The organism is Chitinophaga sp. 05T412, assembly GCF_056396465.1.
The window spans coordinates 386,188-408,981 of record NZ_JBFTLN010000007.1; the positions used below are offsets into that span (position 1 = coordinate 386,188).

Here is a 22,794-nt window from a genome sequence, read left to right on the forward strand (position 1 = left end):
AAGCAACTACAGTTCTATAATATCTACCTCTTCATCGGCCAGCGGTTCTTCCTGCTGTTGTACTTTCAGGTATTTCGCCAGCGATTCCACGGTAGCCAGCTGGAAGATGGTTCTAACAGACAGTTCCACCTGGAATACCGGATTTATTTCAGCAATCAGGCGCATAGCCAACAGAGAATGGCCGCCCAACGTGAAGAAATTATCGTGTATGCCTACCCGTTCTACGCCGAGCAATGCCTGCCATATATTGGCCAGCTGCTGTTCCCTTTCATCACGGGGAGCAACATATTCGTGCCCTGTGAGGGACATGGCATCTGGTGCAGGTAAGGCGGGTTTGTCCACTTTCCCGTTTGTGGTGAGCGGTAAAACATCCAGCGCTATCAACCAGGAAGGCACCATGTATTCTGGTAATTTTCCGGCGAGATATTCCAATATGCCGGATCTGTCAAACTCCCCACGTGGCACTACATACCCGATAAGACGATACTGCTCCGTATCCACGTTCTTCTGCGCTACTACTACCGCCTGACTCACGCCTTCACATGCCTGTAACACATTCTCTATTTCTCCCAACTCTATACGATAGCCACGAATTTTCACCTGATCATCTATGCGACCCAGGTACTCCAGGTTACCGTCTGGCAGCCATCTTACCAGGTCGCCTGTTTTATATAACCTGTTGCCCGCCTCAGGATGGAAAGTATCGGGTACAAATTTCTCTGCGGTTAATTCCGGACGATTCAGATAACCACGGGCTACCTGTACACCGCCAATATGTAATTCTCCCGCACCACCCAGCGGTACTATGTTCCCGAATTTGTCTAACACATAGAGTTGTGTATTAGCTACTGGTTTTCCAATCGGTACAATCTTTACGTCATCGTTATTACGGGCTGCATGCCAGTAGGTGACATCTATCGCTGCTTCTGTGGGTCCGTATAAATTGTACAATTCCGAGCCAGGTAATTTCTCCCTAAAAGTGAGTACCTGCTGAGGTCTCAACGCTTCCCCGCTACAGATAACAGTGTGCAAGCCAGCGCATTCCCCTGCAGTCACATTTTCCAGGAATACATCCAGCATGGAAGGCACAAAATGCAGGGTCGTAATACGGTGCTGCGCGATGATATTTTTCAGATATCCTACCTCCTTCTGTCCACCAGGTGACGCCAGCACTAACTTCGCTCCTACCAATGATGGCCACAATAATTCCCATACCGATACATCAAAACAGAAAGTAGTTTTCTGTAACACCACATCCTGACTATCCAGTGCAAAATATTCCTGTGCCCATAACAGCCGGTTCACCACTCCCCTATGTTCATTCATCGCTCCTTTGGGTGTACCCGTAGATCCGGAGGTATAAATGACATAGGCCAGCTGCTCTGGTACTACTACTGTTTTAACAGGAGAGATCGGTTCTTTGGAAATTTCCGCCCAATGCGTATCAAGCGCAACGATGTATTTATTGCCAGCTATGCCTGTCAGCAAAGAAATATGTGCGGCGGTGGTAAGCAGTAAATTTGCTTTTACGTCAGATAACATAAACCTGATCCTGTCTGCAGGATACTCCGGATCTACCGGTACGTATGCGGCACCTGCTTTCAGGATACCCCATATGCCTATCAGCATTTCGAAAGATCGCTCCAGGCAAACGGGTACCAATGTTTCTTCTCCAACCCCTTTACCAATCAGGTAATGTGCTAACTGATTAGAACGGTCATCCAGCTCGCGATAAGTTAACTGTTGGTTTTCAAACACCAGAGCAACTGCTTCTGGTGTACGTTTCACCTGTGCCGCAAAAAAGTCTATGAGGGTTTTATCGGTTGGATATGCCCTCCGCGTATCATTAAATGCAGTCAGCAATTGTTGTGTTTCTGCTGGTGCGAGTATCGATAATTCACTGATGGCAGTTGCCGGTGCAGCTACTATTGATGCTAACAGCTGCTCAAAATGCAACACCATCCGGTCAATGGTCGTTGCATCAAACAGGTCGGCACAATAAACAATTTCACCACTCAGGCCGTCCGCCTCTTCCTGTATGGACACAGATAAATCCAGCTGCGCAGTAGCATGCTCAACGCCTTCCTCTGAAAGTATGGCGTCACCTAAGCGCAGCTCCGGTGGTCCGGGTAAATTCTGCATTACAAACATCACCTGGAAAAGCGGTGTTCTGCTCAGGTCACGCACCTTCATGACCCTTTCCACTATTCTCTCAAAGGGCACTTCCTGGTGTTCATAGGCGCCCAGCGTAGTTTCCTTTACCTGTTGTAATAAAGTAACAAAAGAGGGATTACCCTGCAGATCACTGCGCAATGCCAATGTATTGATAAAGAAGCCCACCAGTCCCTCMAGTTCCTGTTGTGTTCTGCCAGCTACCGGGCTACCAATGCAGATATCTTCCTGGCCGCTGTAACGGTATAGCAATACCTTGAGGGCTGCCAGTAAAGTCATAAACAAGGTGGTGCCTTGTTGTTGCGACAATGCCTTCAGTTGATCTGATAATTTTTTAGAGAAGGCAAATTCCCGGCTGGCGCCACGCACCGGCTGTATGGCCGGGCGCTTATAATCAGTCGGCAGCTGTAGCGGTGAAACACCCGCCAATTTGTTTTCCCAGTAAAGCAACCGGGTAGCCAGTGTTTCTCCGGCCAGGTGCCTGCGTTGCCAGATAGCGTAATCCGCGTACTGGATCGGCAACGGCGACAACTCAGCGGAAGCTCCCGCCACATGGGCGTTATACAATGCGACGAGTTCCCGTACAATAATGCCGGTAGACCAACCATCCGATGCAATGTGATGCAGGGTAAACTGCAATATGTATTCTCCTTTTTCCAATACAAGCAGATGGGCTCTCAGCATATGATCTACTGATAAATCAAACGGTATCTGGAATAAAGAGGCAATTAAAAACTGCTGCGCGCGGACATCTTTCTTATAGGGAGCAATCTGTCTCACATCCAGCTGCCAGCTATTTTCTGACAGGACCAACTGATAAGGCTGCCCTTTCTCTTCTCTGATCACCGTTCTCAGCACTTCATGCCGGTTGATAATCGTTTGCAGCGCATATTCGAGTGCGGCAACATCCAGCTCTCCCTTCAGCCTTAATACCGCTGGTATATGATAGGCTAACGTGCCTTCCAGGCGGTCTATGAACCACAAACGCTCCTGGCTATACGAAAGCGGGATATAAGTGGGTCTTTCCGCTGCCGCCACTGCAGGCAGTTGCAAGCCTTCCTCTTGTTGATGCAGGTAAGCTGTTTGTGCTGCTACGGTAGGATAAAGGAACAAAGACCGGATAGATAATTCCGCATTTAACCGGTTCCGCAAAATGGATATTAACCTGGTGGCTAATAGCGAATGACCTCCCAGCTCAAAGAAATTATCGTATATGCCTACCCGTTCTACCCCCAGCAATTCCTTCCAGATAGTGGCCAGCTGCTGTTCTGCGTCATTCCGGGGAGCTACATATTCATTGGCCAGCAATGTGGTAGCATCCGGGTCCGGCAATGCTTTCTTATCTACTTTACCATTAATGGTCAACGGTAAATGATCCAGCGCTATCAGTAACGATGGTACCATATATTCCGGCAAACGCGCTTTCAGATAAGCGAGTATAGCTGCTTTGTCAAAAGTACCGTGTGGCACCACATATCCCACCAACCGGCTATTGCCGCCATGATCCGGCCGATTTAGCACTACGGCTTTACTCACCGCATCAGATTCCTGCAATACACTTTCTACTTCTCCTAATTCAATACGGTAACCCCGGATCTTCACCTGCTCATCGATACGACCCAGGTACTCAATGGTGCCATCCGGCAGCCAGCGGCCAAGATCCCCGGTGCGATATAATCTGCCACTGGAAACAAAGGGGTCCGCAATGAATTTTTCGGCAGATAATGCAGCACGGTTCAGATAACCTCTTGCTACCCCCATGCCACCTACATATAATTCACCCGCCACGCCCACAGGCGCCAGCGACTGATACTTATTCAGGATATAAGCATGCAGGGTAGGTATGGGCTTACCAATGACGCTCACACTGCTTTCCAGCTGCGCATCTGTTAACTCCTGATAAGTTACGTGCACGGTGGTTTCAGTAATGCCGTACATATTAATCAAACGGCAATCGGGATATGCCTGTCTCCATGGCTTTATCCTGGCAGGGTTCAATGCTTCTCCCCCAAAAATTACATACCGGATAACCCCTGTACGGTCAGATGCCGTCAGAAAATCCTGCAGCACATAAAATGAAGACGGCGTTTGGTTAAGGATGGTTACGCCCTCCCGGATTAATAGTTCCCCAAACAAGGCGGTATCTTTGGTAACCTGCTTTGGCACTACCACCAGGCGGCCGCCGAAAAACAAGGCACCATACATTTCCCAAACGGAGAAGTCAAATGAGAAGGAATGGAACATTGCCCATACATCCTTCTCATTAAAATCAAACAGCGGCTTAGCGGTTTTAAATAACCGCACTACGTTAACATGCTCTATCAATACTCCTTTAGGCTTACCGGTAGATCCGGAAGTATAAATTACATAAGCCAGCTGCTGAGGTACGATAATATGATCCATTGGTGCAGCAGATTCTTTGCTGATATTTTCCCATTCTTTGTCTACCGCTATTACTTTCAGGGAAGGGGACGCCTGATGACATATTTCAATACAGGTGCTGCTGCTCACTACAATCGTTGCGTTGGTGTCGTCCAGTATGTATCTGATCCGCTCTTCCGGATACGTTGGGTCTACAGGTACATATACACCACCGGCTTTCAATATCGCAAGTATACCAATGATCATTTCCAGGCTCTTGTCTATACAAACCGGCACCAACATTTCTGTGGTCACCCCAAGGTGACGGAGATAGCGGGCCAGCTGTGTGGAACGATCATTCAGTTCCTGGTAGGTCAGCGACTGGTCTTCATACACCACCGCTGTTGCCTCCGGCGTACGGGACACCTGCTCTGTAAACAGGTCAACAATCGTCTTATCCTTCGGATACTCCGTATGGTCTGTATTTAATAACTGGTTTAATTCCTGCAGAGAGAAAATTTCATTTCTATTAACCGGTACCTCGTAACGATCCAGGTAGCCGTTGAGTACTRCATCAAAATAACCCTGCAGGGTGGACAGTGAATCACCGGACTTAAATTTCCGCTTCAGGGAATTGTTCACCACCAGCTGATTGCCGGTGATGCTGAGATTACAGGTGAGGTAAGTATTTACTACCCCATAGCTCAACACATTGTTCAACTCACTTTGTGTTTCTTCTGCCAATCCCTCCTCCATGTTTTTATAGACATGGAAATTGGTGAAGTTGAACAGTACATCGAAGAAGGGATTTCCTTCAGAGAAATGCTCACCGGTAATTTTTATAATTTCAGGAAGACTTACCCGGTCCCGCTGTTTCATCTCTATCAGCTTACTTTCTATTTGTCCGAAGTATTTCTTCCAGGTAAAAGCAGTTTTATCCTGTTTGAACCGGAAGGGCACAGAATTGAGGAAGCAGCCAATCACCTTATCGCCATCTTCTTTCACTGGTCTGCTGTTCGCTACGAGGCCTACGGTAACTTCATCTTCATAGGTAAGCATATTCAGGGCAAATACCATGGCGCCGAACAACAGGCCTTTGAGGGAGATGCCATCGTCTTTGGTGCGCTGCTGGAGTAATTCCAGGTACGCTGGTTCGTATGTAGTAACCAGTCGTTTATCTTCTGCTTCGTGTGTGAAGATGTTCAGCCGTTTGTACTCGTCCAGGTCATTCTTCCAGAATTCCCTGTTTTCCACGTTTCTCTTCTCCACGATATGTGACAGCACATAATCTCTGTACGTACATTTCAGCGGCTGCAATGCTGGCACATCTTCCCCTGCTTTCAGCCGGAGATACAGGTTATTCAGTTCTGTGTTGAAGGATGCGTCACTCCAGCCGTCTATAATGGCATGATGGCACTGGAATAAAAACGCTGAATGATTTTGAAGATTAAACACCGTAGCACGCCACGTAGGCGCCTGGTCCATTTGCAGGGGGCGTTTACGCTCGTCTTTCAGGTAATTATCGATCTGTATTTTCGCTTCGTCATCTGTTAAATGACCATAGTCGAGATAAGCTACTTTAACAGGTATTTCTTTATATACAATCTGTAATCCTTCTGTATGTGAATGCAGGTCGAATGTAGTTCTCAGGATAGCATGTTTCTGCGCCATCATAGACAGTGCTTTTTCCAGCACCACCGGATCTAATCCTTTTGTGAGCAGATGCCCCATCTGATCATGGTAGATGCCCAGTTCCGGGTTTACTAACGAAGCATATACCATCCCACTCTGGATATCACTCATCGGGTAGATGTCTTCTATCAGTGCCGCATCTGCACGCATTTTCAGCACTTCATTTTTCAGCGTCGTTATTTCTGCTTCTACTGCTGCGTACTCATCATTTGTGTCAACTACCACAGCTTCCGGCTGGTCTACCATCCGTGCAATTTGCTCTACCGTTGGCGTTCCGTATACTTCAAACAKTTTAATATCCTGTTCGAATGCCTCACGCAGGTGTGTTACCAGCGTAATTACCAGAATAGAATCGCCTCCCAGTTTGAAAAAATCATCGTATACGCCCACGCCGGTTACTTCCAGCACGGCTTCAAATATCTCTGCTACTTTTTGTTCTACGGGCGTGCGCGGCGCCAGCCAGGTACCTTTCTGCGCTCCCATTACATCCGGGTCAGGTAAGGCTTTGCGGTCTATCTTACCACCGGGGGTGAGCGGCATGCTTTGCAATTCTACTATCAAAGCGGGCAGCATATATTCCGGCAATAGTTTTTTGCCGTAGGCTAATATGCCATCGGGGTTAAATACATCCGCTGGTACTACGTACGCCACCAGTCGTTTACCGCCGTCCTCTCCTTTTGCCAGCACAGCTATCTGACCTACGAGATCAGATTGTTGCAGGATATTTTCTATTTCTCCTAATTCAATACGGAAACCGCGGATCTTTACCTGGTCATCTATTCTTCCCAGGTATTCGATATTACCATCCGGGAGCCATTTTGCCAGGTCCCCTGTTTTATACATACTGGCACCCAGGTGGTTACTGAATGGGTTGCTGACAAATTTTGCATTGGTTAACTCCGGTCGTTTTAAATACCCACGGGTAAGGCCTGCGCCACCAATATGCAGTTCACCGGTGACCCCAATAGGAACAGGATTACCATGACTATCGAGCAGGTATACCTGTACATTCGCCAGCGGACGGCCTATGGGCAGCGCCTCTGCATAACCGGCATTCGTTGTTGTATAATGATAAGCGATCGCCGAAATGGTTGTCTCCGTAGGTCCGTAGATGTTATAAAATTCTACCACCCCGATCCACTTTTCTGCAAATACTTTCCGGCAAAGCTCTCCTCCGGAAACAATCCTTTTAAGACCACCATATTTGCCCGGCTTGAGATTTACCAGGAAACTGGGTGTAGCCTCTATGTGGGTAATCTGTTGATCGGTCAGGAACTGTTCAAACAGCACCATGTCTAATTGCACGGCGGTATCTACCAATACCAATGCGACTCCATTCAGGAGCGCAAAAAATATCTGTTCTACAGAAGCATCAAAAATATAATTAGACAATAGCAGTACCCGCTCTTCTTTGGTGATGTTATATACTTTGCTCTGGCAGTGGATAAGGTTGATGAGCGACTGTTGTGTAGCCAGCACGCCTTTGGGGTGGCCGGTTGAGCCCGAAGTATAGATCACATACGCCAGCTGTGTAGCGCTAATATCTGTTGCCAGCGCCGTTTTGGGATAAGCGCCTATGATATCATCATTATCCAGTGTTACGATACTGACTGCATGGGTGGTACTTCTCAGTTTCGCAATGATATTTTCATTTGTAAGAATAATGGTGGCGCCGGTATCCGCCAGCATATAATTAATCCTGTCCAACGGATATTCGGGATCAATGGGAACATACGCCCCACCAGCCTTCAGGATACCCAATATACTCACCATCATTTCCAGGGAACGGTCTATACATACCGGCACCAGTGTTTCTGCCTTTACGCCTTTACCATGCAGATAGTGCGCCAGCTGGTTGGATCTTTCGTCCAGCTCCCGATAGGTCATAGAAGTATTGCCATACACTACGGCAGTAGCATCCGGGCTATTGGCGGCATGGGTAGCGAAAATTCCGGCAACTGTTTCAGTATCGGGATAGTCGGTGGCCGTATTGTTGAATGCATGCAGCACTTGATGTTCTTCTGCTTCGCTTAACAGCGGCAAAGAACCAATCCTGGTGGCTGGTGCAGTGGTAATGGAACGGAGCAGCTGTTCAAAGTGCCCCATCATCCGATCGATGGTTGATTTTGTGAAGAGGTCCACACAATATTCCACGTTGATGGAAAGGCCGTCATGGCCTTCTTCCGTAGTAACCGTCATGTCATAACGGGCCATATCCTGCGCGGTTTGCACAGGAGAGAACTGTACATCGCCCAGCCGTAAATCAGGTATTTCCGGCATGTTCTGTAATACGAATGCTACCTGGAATAATGGTGGTCTGCTTTGGTCCCTGTTTTCAATGACTGCATCCACAATTTTCTCAAAGGGCACATCCTGGTGGTCATAAGCGCTGAGTGTAGTTTGCTTCACCTGTTGCAGTAAATCGGTGAAAGCCGGATTATTACCCAGGTCATCACGCAGTACAAGTGTATTTACAAAGAAGCCTATCAGCCCTTCAATTTCTTTACGTGTTCTGCCGGCGATAGGGCTACCCACACAAATATCTTCCTGGCCACTGTAGCGATACAGTAATACTTTAAAAGCAGCCAGCAGCGTCATAAACAAAGTAGTACCCTGCTGCCGCGATAAGGTGCGCAGCTGTTGTAAAAGGGCTTCCTCCAGTTTATAACTGGTGGCAGCACCGCTGGCACTTTGTATAGGCGGGCGCGGAAAATCAAGCGGCAGCTGTAATGCAGCTACGCCGGTGAGCTTTTGTTTCCAGTAGCCCAGCTGATCTTCCAACACGGCTCCGGAAAGATGCTCCTGCTGCCAGATCGCGAAATCTGCATATTGAAGTTCCAGTGCAGCCAGCTGTGGTGCACGATTTTCTATGTGTGCACTGTACAACTCCAGCAGTTCCTGTACGATAATGCCGGCAGACCAGCCATCAGACGCGATATGATGCAACGTAACTTCCAATATATGTTCTTCTGTTCCCAGGATGATCAAATGCGCACGCAGCATATGATCTTCGGCCAGATCAAACGGGGTGTCAATCAGTAATTTTATATGATCCTTTAAGGCTGCTTCATCAGCAATATATCCCGGTTCATCTACGATATTCAGTTGCCATAAATCCGGCGCCAGGATATGCTGATAGGCTACTCCGGCACGTTGCCGGATTACGGTACGCAATACCTCATGGCGGTTTACGATGGTTAGTAATGCATGTTGCAGCGCATCACGATCCAGCTTTCCTTTCAGCCGCAATACGGTGGGTATATGATAGGGAACACTGCCTTCCAGCTGGTCAATAAACCACAAACGTTCCTGGCTAAACGAAAGCGGGATGGCGGACAATGCTTTTCTGCGATCCGGATCTATCCTGCTGCCAGGCGCGTTATCACCGGCTCCCTGCCTGGAAGATTTCAGGTATTCAATTAAATGTGTTTTATGATTTCTCAGCTCATCCAAAAACAATCCGTCAATTTCACGTTCTTTTTCTACCTGCACAATCAACTCATTCTCCTCCAGAGATATTTTAATTCCATCCTCATTGGCGCGTTCCAGCAGCGCTATTACGTTAATCAATGTATGATCAGACATGTTTCATGATTTTAGTGTGTAATGGGTTATAAGCGGATCGTTTTTAAATCCTTATCAGGGGCAGTAACATCATTCTGGGAAATGTTCAGATGTCTGTTTAATGATTCAATAGTAGGCAGCTGGAAGAAAAGGGCCACCGGTATTTCAATGTGTAATGCCTCGCGTATTTCAGAGATCAGCCGCATGGTGAGCAGTGAATGGCCACCCAGATCAAAGAAATTGTCTTTGATCCCAACGCGGGGCACATTTAACAACCGTTGCCAGATATCGGCCAGTATTTCTTCCTGTTGATTGCGCGGGGCTACATATTCGTTGGTCAGCAGTTCATCTGCCGCAGGATCAGGTAATACTTTCTTATTTACCTTGCCATTGGCTGTCAGCGGTAGTTTATCCAGGCTTATCAGCAGGGATGGTACCATATACTCCGGCAGTTTACTTCTGAGATAGAACAAAATACCTTCTCTATCAAAAGCCCCTTCCGGCACTATGTAGGCGATCAATCGTTTAAAGCCGTTGTTGTCTGCCTTTGCCAGCACTACGGACTGATTTACCAATGCGCACTGTTGCAGGATACTTTCTACCTCACCCAGTTCTATGCGGTAACCACGGATTTTCACCTGGTCATCTATACGGCCCAGATATTCTATGTTGCCATCTGGCAGCCATCTGGCGAGGTCGCCGGTGCGATACATTCTTGCCTGCGGAAGATGACTGAAAGGATCTGCCATGAATTTTGCCGCGGTGAGCTCCGGTTGATTCAGGTAGCCGTTAGCTACCTGTACACCGCCGATGAATAACTCACCACTGATACCCCTGCCACACAATTCTCCGCGGGCATCCAGTATATACAAGGTCGTGTTGCTGATAGGCTTGCCAATAGGCGGCAGTAATCTTTCTTCGAAGTCGGTATCAGTTACTTCATAGGAGCTGACCACATGCGCCTCCGTAGGCCCGTAATGGTTATACAATTTGGCGCCGGAATTATCCAGCAGCGCTTTGATATCATCGCTCAGGCGCAGTTGCTCGCCTGCCGTGAAAATAATATCCAGGGAGGCAGGATAGAGCGACATCGCTTTTGCATAGTCTGCTATACTTTTCAATACCACATAAGGCAGGAACAGGTAGTTGATACGATGGTGCCTGATTTGCCGCAGCAGTTCACCTGCATCCCTGCGCGTGGCTTCTTCTATCAGGAAAAGTGTATGTCCCAAACACAAGGATGAAAATATCTCCTGGAAGCTGACGTCAAAATTCAAACTGGCAAATTGTAACACCCGTTTGCTGACGGGGGTATCCATTTGCCCCTGCTGCCAGCGCAACAGGTTCACCATGGCACTGGCAGGCATTTCCACGCCTTTGGGATTTCCGGTAGTACCCGAGGTATAAATCACGTAGGCGAGAAAGGCAGGTGTGATATTACCGGTTTCGCGCACTGGCTGGGCCATGATCTGGTCCCACTGCGTATCTATCTCTATAATACCTACACCCGGCTGCCCGCTTACTTTTTCCGCGCAAGTGCTACTGGTCAGGATGACCCTGCCACAGGTATCTGCTATCATGTATTGAATACGGGCAGGTGGATATTCCGGATCTATGGGTACATAGGTACCTCCTGCTTTCAGTATCCCCCAGATGCCGACAATCATATTTAGCGACCGCTCTATGCAGACCGGCACCAGTGAACCTGTCACCACTCCTTTGCTGCGCAGATAAGTAGCTAATCTGCCGGAGTGCTCATCCAGTTCACGATAAGTCAGCTGCCCGCCACCAGCTACTACTGCTATCGCATCCGGATGTTGTGTTACCTGTGTGGCAAACAGCTCCATAAGCGATTTTACAGCCGGATATTTTACTTCAGTAGCATTGAGAGATGACAACAGGTGGTCGCGCTCCTGTTCACCCATCAACGACAGGGTATCTATACGCGCTGCCGGCGATATTGTAATGCTATGCAGCAATTCTTCAAAGTGCGCGAATAACTGACGGATGGTATCTTCTTTAAACAGGTCCGTGCAGTATTCAATATTTATTTGCAAACCATCATGGCTTTCTGATGCAAAAAAGGTGAGATCAAATTTAGAAGAGGTATGCGTTACGGCTTCCGGCAACAGCTGCACTTTTGAGAGATAAGGGCTGGCAGTTTCCTTTGTTTCCCATACAAACATGTTCTGGAAGATGGGATTGCTGCTGAGGTCCCGGTGCCTCACCACGGTTTCTACTATTTTTTCAAACGGTACGTCCTGGTGATCGTAAGCACGTAAGATCGTGGTTCTCACTTCCTGCAACAGCGTGGTAAAAGAAGGGTTATCGCTCAGATCACTCCGTAAAGCGAGTGTATTTACAAAAAATCCGATCAGACCTTCTACTTCCTGCTGCGTTCTGCCGGATGCCGGTGTGCCCACGCAAATATCCGTTTGCCCGGTATAGCGGTACAGCAACACTTTAAAGGCAGTCAGCAAAGTCATAAACAAGGTACTTCCTTGCTCCTGGCTTAACTGCAGGAGGTGATCTGCTATTTTTTTATTAATATGGAAAGATAGGAAAGCGCCGCGGTTACTCTGGATAGCGGGCCTGGTAAAATCCCCGGGAAGATGCAGTGCGGTTACACCGGCCAGCTTATCTTTCCAATAGTCCAGTTTCTTCTCCAGCACTTCACCAGACAGATACTTCCGTTGCCAGATGGCATAATCGGCATATTGCACAGGCAACGCCGGGAGTTGCGGAACAAATCCATGCACATAGGCGCCGTATTGTGCGGCAAATTCCTGCACCAGGATACCGTGCGACCACTCGTCCGACACGAGGTGATGCAAGGTTAACACCAGGATATATTCATCTCCGGGAAGTGTTATCAGATGCGCGCGCATCATATGGTCGACAGCCAGATCAAAAGGCTGATCTGTCAGTGTTGTAATAAATGTTTTCAGTTCCTGCAGATCATCTCCATACTGTTTTCCATCTACTATTGTCAGCTCCCATTGGTCCTGGTCTATAATCCGCTGATAGGCGGTTCCTCCCTCCTGTGCAATCACCGTGCGCAGTACTTCATGACGGTTCACCGTACTACGCAACGCATATGCCAGCGCATCCGGCTGCAAAGCGCCCTTCATTCTCAGCACAATGGGAACATGATATTGTACACTACCTTCCAGCTGATGTATAAACCACAAACGCTCCTGGCTATACGAAAGTGGAATATGTGCGGGTCTTGATTCCGGCACCAATGGCGGTGTAATCAATACATCCGCATTCTCCGATAACCTGACGGATAACAGTGAAATAGTGGGATAGTCAAATACATCGCCGATGGCTATCTCTACGCCCAACGCCTTCCGGATGGCAGATACCACCCGTATGGCCAACAGGGAATGGCCGCCCAGCGCAAAAAAGTCGTCGTGAAGCCCTACTTTCTCTACCTCCAGCAACGTAGACCAGATATCTGTCAGCACCTGCTGCAAGGGCGTTTCAGGCGCCACATAGCTATCTGCCGTGGCGGAGTAATCAGGATCAGGCAAAGCTTTCTTATCCACTTTACCATTGGCCATCAGCGGAAAGCTATCCAATACCACTAAAGCCGAAGGGATCATATAATCCGGTAAATGCTCTGCCAGCCAGGTAGCAATGGCATGTTGATCTAATGTTTCATTCGTGACCACATAACCGATCAGACGTTTGCTGCCACTATCGTCTCCACGCGCTACCACCACGGCCTGGTTTACCAGCTCACTCCGCAATAATACCTTTTCAATTTCTCCCAGCTCTACCCGGTAACCACGGATCTTCACCTGATCATYGATACGACCAGCGAAAAGTATGTTGCCATCCGGCAGCATCTTCACCAGGTCGCCGGTACGATATAGTTTTGAAGTAATGTCTCCGGCAAACGGCGCAGTTACAAAGCGACTATCTGTTAAGTCTTTATTATTCAAATAGCCCGGTGCTACTCCATCACCTCCAATGTATAATTCGCCGGGAACGCCCACAGGACATAACTTTCCGGCAGGATTCAATACATACACCCGGGTGTTGGAAAATGGTTTACCGATAGGAATATGATGACCGTACTCTATATAATCATTCACCACATGCAGTAGTTTTCCTATAGTCGTTTCCGTTGGGCCATAGTGATTCACAATCGTGCAACGGGAACCATAAGCGCGGATACTTTTTACGACGGCTGTTTCCAATGCTTCCCCGCCGAAAATGAGTAGTTTTTCCGGCAACAATAATCTGCCGGAGGCCGACAGGGCTTTCCAGTGCGAAGCCACCACCTTAATACAATCTATTGGGTGAATAGAAAAATAATCATACATCAATTCTCCATCGCTGATCCTCTCTTTAGAAAATACATGTAACGTACCACCCAAAATCAGTGGAGTAAACAATACCGTATTACCCAGATCTGTGGCAATGCTGGAAAGCAATCCGAAGGAACGGCATTCCGCTATCGGCAATGCGGCTTTCAGTCCATACAGGTAATCTATCAGGTTGCGATGGGTAACCGTTACCCCTTTAGGATTCCCGGTACTACCGGAAGTATAGATTACATATAGCAAATCCTGCGGAGCAGCGGAAGGCAATGTATGCCGGGTATTGGTCTGGCTGATGAGTGGCTGATCCTCATCCAATGCTATCACTTCCACAGCGCTGCGCGTCTGCAGTTGCGCCTTGCCGGCACGACTACTCACCACCACTTTTGCAGCAGCATCTTCCAGGATAAAGGAAACCCGATCTAATGGAAAATCAGGATCAATAGGTACATAGGCTGCACCTGCCTTTCCAATACCGATGATGCCCACTATCATTTCAGCAGATCTTTCTATATAAAGCGGTACCAGCGAACCTTTCCCGATGCCTTTCGCATGCAGGTAATGCGCCAGCTGCGTAGCGCGTTCGTCCAGTTCCTGATAAGTCAGACGTGTGCCTTCAAATACCACCGCTGTTGCCTGCGGTGTTAATGCGGCCTGCTCAGCAAATCCGTCCAGGAACGTTTTATCCTGCGGATAGCTGACAGATGGATAGGTCAACGCCGCCTGCAATTGTAATTCTTCCGAAGAAGACAACATCGGCAAGGCATCTATTTCCTGTGCAGGATTGGCGGCAATGGCCTGCAATAATTGTACATAATGTGCCCCCATCCGTACAATCGTATCTTCGGTAAACAGGTCACTTCTGTACACCGCATTTACATGTAAACCGGTGGCTTCATCGGCAACAAAAAATGTAAGATCAAACTTGGCGGTGGTGATGGCGACCTCTTCTCCTGACCATACGATATCTCCCAACCGCAGGTCATCATCTCCCGGTACATTCTGCATCACAAACATCGCCTGGAATAGTGGGCTTCTGCTGGGATCTCTGTCTTTCGCTACTGCTTCCACCACCTTTTCAAAAGGTACGTCCTGGTACTCATACGCATCCAATGTAGTGGCTTTCACCTGCTGCAGCAACGTTGTGAAAGCAGGACGGTTATCCAGATCGCTGCGTAATGTCAGCGTATTAATAAAAAATCCAATCAGGTTTTCTATTTCCTCCTGCGGACGTGCAGCTGTAGAACAGCCAACGCTAATATCTGTCTGGTTGCTATAGCGATACAATAACACCTTGAAAGCAGCCAGCAGCAACATATAAATAGTTACGCCCTCCTGCTGTGCCAATGACAGCAGCTGCGCCTGTAATACCGGATCTATATGGAATAAAATGCTACCCCCGTGGGTAGTTTGCGTAGCAGGGCGAACATAATCTGTTGGCAATGCCAGCGGCGTAACACCTGCCAATTTATTTTTCCAGTAGTCCAGCTTTTTATCCAACACAGCATCCGACAGATAATTCCGCTGCCAGATAGCATAATCGGCAAATTGTAACTCCATTGGTGGGAGTTGCGCAGGTCGACCTTCTGTATAAGCCGCATACCACTCCATTACTTCGCTTACAATGATGGCAGCTGACCAGGCATCCGCCGCAATATGATGTATCACCAATACCAATACATATTCATCTTCCGCCTGCACAATCAAATGTGCCCGCATCATATGATCCTCCGACAAATCAAAAGGTGTTTCCGTCAGTGATTTTACGTAGGCTTGTAAAACCGCCGGATCATTTTTATACGTGGCCTCATCTACAACAGATAACTGCCAGTCGCGCTCCAGAACACGCTGATACGGCACTCCTCCTTCTTCCCGGATCACGGTACGTAATACCTCATGACGCTGCACAATCATTTGCAGGGCGTAGGCCAGTGCCTCTCTATTGAGGTCGCCTTTTAATCTTAATACTTCTGTAATATGATAATGTATACTTCCTTCCAGCCTGTCGATAAACCACAAACGTTCCTGGCTATACGACAACGGAATTTGTGGTGGTCTGCTGTATGCTTTCACCACAGGAAGCTGCGTGCTTTTATCAGGTACCTGCACCTGTAACCAGGCCGCCAGCTCTGCTACCGTAGGATAAAGGAATAAACATTTCACCGGCAACTCCACCTGGACTTCCCGGCGAAGCACCGACATCAGGCGCATGGCCATCAGAGAATGCCCTCCCAGTTCAAAGAAATTATCGTATATCCCTACCTGTTGTATGCCCAGCAATTCCTGCCAGTTGTTGGCAAGTACCTGCTCCAGCCTATTGCGCGGCGCTGTATAGGTGCGCTGTAACTGTCCATCAGCAGCAGGTTCCGGCAATGCGTGCTTATCAATTTTACCATTGGGCGTTAATGGCAGCTTTTCCAACTCCATTAGCACCGGCACCATATACTCCGGTAATTGTTCTTTCACAAAAGCCAGCATCGCTGTTTTATCGTATAACTCACCAGGCACCACATATCCCACTAACCGTTGATGTCCTTTATGGTCAGGCTTGGCAACGACCACTACCTGTTGTACCCATCCGGATGCAGCTATAACGCTTTCTACTTCTCCAAGTTCAATCCGGTGACCACGTATTTTCACCTGATCGTCCATACGTCCCAGGAACTCAATATTTCCATCCGGCAACCATTTACCCAGATCACCGGTCTTGTACATTCTTTGCCCGGCGCGGAAAGGGTCAGCCACAAATTTTTGATTGGTTAATTCTTTCAGGTTGAGATAACCGCGCGCCACGCCAATACCAGCTACACAAATTTCGCCAGGTATTCCCAGCGGGCATAACTGTTCTTCTTTATCAAGTATATAAATCTGTAAGTTCTGTATAGGTGCGCCTACGGGAATATTAGCTGCAGCAGGTGCTTCGTACATGTAATAAAAGCTCACATCATCAGAGGCTTCCGCAGGGCCATAGGCATTTACCACCGGGATATTGCCGAAGCGCGGATGGCTGAACCATTCCTGCAATAACTGCCTGGTGACGGCTTCTCCGGTAACCAGTAAATACTGCAACGCGCTTAAGGTCACATCTGTATGATCATGCAATACGGCGGTAAGATAAGACGGCACCAATTGCAATAAGGTAACCTGCTGTTTGTCGGCATCTTCAATCAGCGCCGCAGGATGCAGGATCAGCTGTTGCGGATAAATGATGGTGCGTCCACCGCAAATGAATGCATTCAGCATTTGCCATACCGAAATATCGAATGTATAGGAAGCAGTGAATGCTACCACCGCGTTATTATCCATTCCGAACTCATCTACCATCGCCAGCAGGTGATTGAGCATCCCCAGATGTTCCACCAGCACACCTTTTGGCCGGCCGGTTGATCCTGAGGTGTAGATCATATAGGCCAGGTGATGCGGCAACAACCAGACAGCCGGCGGGGTATCGGGCTGCTGATGGATGATGGCGGCATCTGCATCCAGCAAAATGAAATCAGCGGTGGTGCCAACAGGTATTTTTTCTTTTCCATAACTGCTGGTAACAATCAGCTGTGCATTGCTATCTGTCAGCATATAACTGATACGGCTGGCAGGAGACTCCGGATCAATGGGCACGTAAGCACCGCCCGCCTTCATAATAGCCAGTACGCCAATGATCATGTTCAAAGAACGTTCTATGCAAATGGGCACCAGCGTGTCTGCCTTCACCCCCTTACTGATGAGATGATGCGCCAGTTTGTTGGATAATACATCCAGCTCCCGGTAAGTCAGCTGTGTATCTTCGAATACCAGCGCAATTGCTTCCGGGGTGTCTGCTACCTGCTGTGCAAACAGATCTACAAACGTTTTATCTGTTGGATAAGCTACGGCAGTATCATTAAACGTATACAGCAACTGCTGGGTTTCTTCCTGTGTAAGCATATTCAGCGCACTGATACGCGACGCAGGCAACGTTACAATGGCCGCCAGCAATGATTCGTAATGGGTCACCATCCGGTCAATGGTATCATCGTTGAACAGGTCAACACACCAGGTCACGTAGCCTCCTATCCCTTCTGTACTGTCGTTAATAGAGAAGTTCAGGTCAAACTGTGCGGTAGTGCGTTCCGCTTCCTGCAGCAATACCTGCAAATCATGCAAATGCAGGTGTTGCTCTTCCGGCGTACTTTGCAAGTCAAACATTACCTGGAACAACGGTGTTCTGCTCAGTGACCTTTCCGCTACTACCACTTCTACTACTTTTTCAAAAGGCACTTCCTGGTGATCGTAGGCGCCCAACGTAGTTTGCTTCACCTGTTGGAGGAGCGATAAAAAAGTAGGATCACCATGGAGGTCACTACGCAGGGCAAGTGTATTCACGAAAAAGCCAATCAACACTTCTGTTTCCCGTTGCGTTCTACCGGCAATGGGTGTACCCACGCAGATATCTCCCTGTCCGCTGTAGCGGTATAGTAATACTTTGAATGCAGCCAGCAAAGTCATAAAGAGCGTGGTTCCCTGCTCATACGAAAATGCTTTTAACTGTTCCGATAATTCCTTCCCCAGCAGGAACTTCCTGCCGGCGCCCCTGGTGCTTTGAATAGCCGGGCGTATATGATCTGTAGGCAGGTTTAAAGTAGTTACGCCTGCCAGCTTATCTTTCCAATAATGTAGTTTTTTCTCCAACACGTCCCCTGTTAACCAGGTACGTTCCCAAATGGCATAGTCGGCGTATTGCAATGGCAATGGCGCCAGCAGCGGCTGACGGTCTTCCACATAAGCAGCATAACGCTCTGCCAGTTCTTTGATGATGATACCGGCAGACCATAAATCGGAGGCGATATGATGAATAACGACCACCAGCAGATGTGCTTCATCTTCCAACACGATCAGATTTGCCCGCAACATGTAACCGGCTGATAAGTCAAAAGGCGTATTTACCAGATTGCTGATAAGCGCCTCCAAAGCATTCGCATCTACCTGGTATACCAGTTCATCTGTAATGATCATTTCCCAGTCAGCCACCTCCTGTATCAGCTGATACGGTACTCCTCCGGTGGTGGCTATTGCCGTCCGTAATACTTCGTGGCGGCTCACGATCGACTGTAACGCATATGCCAGCGCTGTTCTGTTGAGCTTTCCTTCCAGCCGTAATATGGCGGGTAAATGATATTGCACACTGCCTTCTTCCAGCTGATCTATAAACCACAAACGTTCCTGGCTATAAGATAATGGAATATGCGCCGGTTTTTCCACTGCCTCTACCGGCGGTAGCTGCACGCTTTTACCGGATGACTGCACGTGTGCAGCCAAACCAGCGACAGTTGGATACAGGAATAATGATTTAATAGTTAATTCCGTATCCAGCTCCCGGCGAATGGCAGCTACCAGCCGCATAGCCAGCAGTGAGTGACCACCTATGTTAAAAAAATTATCGTATATCCCTATCCGTTCAATACCCAGCAACTGTTGCCAGATATGGGTGACCACCTCCTCTGTTTCGTTACGTGGTGCTACGTAAGTGGCTGTCATTAACAGCGAAGCATCCGGGTCAGGCAATGCCTGCCGGTTGATTTTTCCATTCGCAGTCAATGGCAACTTTTCCATTTCCATCAGCAACGATGGAATCATAAATTCAGGCAACTTATCTTCCAGATAATGTAAAATATCATCTCTGTAAAATGGTCCATTGGGCACCACATAACCAATTAGTTTTTTAATACCGTCGTGATCTGCTTTTGCCTGTACCACCGCCTGGTTTACTAATGGACATTGCTGCAATACACTTTCTATTTCTCCCAGCTCAATCCGGAAACCGCGGATCTTCACCTGTTCATCTATACGACCCAGGTATTCAATAGTGCCATCTGGCAACCATCTGCCCAGATCACCGGTGCGGTACATACGCGTCCCCGCATCCGGACTGAAAGGGTCCCTGATAAACTTCTCCGCAGTTAATGCCTCCCGGTTAAGATATCCACGGGATACCCCTACACCGGATACACAGATCTCACCCGCAATACCTACCGGAGAAAGTTGTAATACATCATTCAATATATAGAGATGAAGATTCTGTACGGGCTTACCCAGTGGCACGTTTAAGCCCACCGGCGTACTTCTCATTATATGATGACAGATATCATCAGAAGCTTCTGTAGGCCCATAAGCATTTACTACCGGAATGGTACCGAATTGCGGATGCTCAAACCATTGCTTCAGCAACGGCTGGCTCACAGCTTCACCCGTCACCATCAGGTATTGCAGCTGCGAGAACCGGACACCCGTATCTTCCTGCATTAAAGACGTCAGGTAAGACGGTACCAATTCCAGTATCGTGATCCTGTCTGCATCAATACGACGAATAAATTCCGCTGGCTGAAATATCAGTTCCTCCGGATAAATAATGGTTTGCCCACCGCAAACCAATGCCGCAAACATTTGCCATACGGAAATATCAAAAGTATAGGAAGCATTAAAAGCCAGCTTCGTTTTATCATTGATGAACAGGTCATTTATTTTCGCATACAAATGGTTGAGCATACCACGATGCTCTACCATCACCCCTTTAGGCTTACCGGTAGATCCGGACGTATAGATCACATAAGCCAGCTGATGTGGCAATGGCCCCGTCACCGGCGCCGTGATGCGCTGCTGCTCCAGCAGCTGTTTGCCACCATCCAGCGCTATCATATGTATATCGTGTCCTGCTGGTAGTTTCTCCTTACCATAATTGCTGGTCACAACAATAGTTGCATTACTGTCTTCCAACATATAGCCGATGCGGGCTGCGGGATACTCCGGGTCCACCGGCACATAAGCACCTCCGGCTTTCCAGATACCCAGTATAGCGATCACCATTTCCGGTCCCCGCTCTATACAAACAGGTACCAGCGTATCTGCTGTAACACCTTTACGCTGGAGATAATGCGCCAGTTGATTAGAACGCTCCTCAAGCTCTCTATAAGTCAGTATCCGCTCACCGAATACCAGCGCTGCTGCATCCGGCGTTTGCCCGGCACGGGAAGAAAACAATGCCGGTAATGTTTTTTCATGCGGATATTCGTTGACCGTATCATTAAAAGTCACGAGTAACTGATACGCTTCTCTGGACGTAAGCATCCCCAGCGCACCTATTTGTTCTGCCGGTGATTTTACGATATCCTGCAACAGCAATTCATAGTGCACCATCATCCGGTCAATCGTTGCGGTGTTGAACAGGTTGGTGCAGTATACCACCTGACCACTGAGTCCTTCTGCACTTTCTTCCATGGAAAGGGTCAGGTCAAACGGTGCCGTGATCTGTTCCGGTTCTTCCAGCGTCAGCTGTAAATCACCCAGCTGCAATGCCGGCTCATCGGGCACATTCTGCATCACAAACATGACCTGGTACAACGGATTACGGCTAAGATCACGTTCCTTTACAACGGCTTCTACCACCTTTTCAAACGGAACATCCTGGTGCTCATAGGCGCTTAAAGTAGTTTGCTTTACCTGTTCCAGCAGCGACAAAAAAGGAAGTTGACTATTCAGGTCGCTACGCAGCGTAAGAGAGTTCAAAAAGAAGCCTATCAGCCCTTCTGTTTCCTGCTGCGTTCTGCCGGCTATCAGGGTGCCCACACAAATATCTTCCTGTCCGCTGTAACGGTACAATAATACCTTGAAAGCAGCCAACAGCGTCATAAACAAGGTTGTTCCCTGCTGACGCGACAACGCCTGTAGCGCATCAGACAATTCCCGGTTCAACGTAAGCCGCCTGGCCGCGCCGTTGGTACTTTGCACCACCGGCCTGGTAAAGTCTGTGGGTAACTGCAACGTAGCTACCCCCAACAATTTTTCTTTCCAGTAATTTATTTTGCGATCCAGCACGTCCCCGGATAAATAGTTCCGTTGCCACACGGCATAGTCGGCATATTGAATATCGAGTGGAGGCAAGTTCGGTGCGCGGCTTTCCAGCAAAGCGGTGTATAACGCTATCAGCTCTTTTACGATGATACCAGTAGACCATCCATCAGACGCAATATGATGTATCACTACCACCAGCGTATATTCCTCTTCTCCCTGCACAATCAGTTGTGCCCGCAGCATATAATCCTGCTGCAAATCAAATGGTGTGGCAATAAGCGTTTGGATAAAAGACTGTAATGCGGCGGTGTTTCCTTTATACAATGCCTCTTCTGTGATGGTCAACGACCAGTCATCAACAGGCTGCACCCGTTGATAAGCCACCCCTTCATCTTCGGCCAGCACCGTACGCAATACCTCATGACGGTTCACTATTGTGCGCAATGCGTGCGTTAACGCGGTAGTATTCAGCGCACCTTTCAATTTTATGATAGCCGGTACATGATATTGTATACTGCCTTCCAACTGATCAATAAACCACAAACGCTCCTGGCTATACGAAAGTGGAACACGCCGTACACTTTCCCGGTCATAGGGTTGTATACCGGTGAGCAATGCCCTGTCTGCCTCAACGGGTCTATGATTCCTGAAATACGCTATCAGGTATTCTTTATTATCTCTCAGTCTGCTCAGCAAAAGTTCATCTATCTCCTTTTCCTCCTGCATCTGCAACAGCAGTTTATCATTATCAAAAGACAGTCGGATTCCCCTGTCATTGGCTTCCTTGAGCAGATCTATTATACCGGCGAGATTAGTGTCGATCATAGTTAAAAATTTAAAAACGAAACGG

Annotated in this window: 2 protein-coding genes; both read right to left on the bottom strand. The window is 48.1% G+C overall.

Annotated elements, in window-relative coordinates; translation table 11 throughout:
* Positions 1-6 precede the first annotated feature (6 nt).
* Positions 7-9,810 (bottom strand): non-ribosomal peptide synthetase, encoded by a 9,804-nt coding sequence (locus AC1DFM_RS17980; protein ID WP_477078124.1) that lies wholly within the window; start codon positions 9,808-9,810, stop codon positions 7-9.
* Positions 9,811-9,836: 26 nt separating this feature from the next.
* Positions 9,837-22,769, bottom strand: coding sequence for an amino acid adenylation domain-containing protein (locus AC1DFM_RS17985; protein ID WP_477078125.1), 12,933 nt, complete (start codon positions 22,767-22,769; stop codon positions 9,837-9,839).
* Between the last annotated feature and the right edge of the window lie 25 nt (positions 22,770-22,794).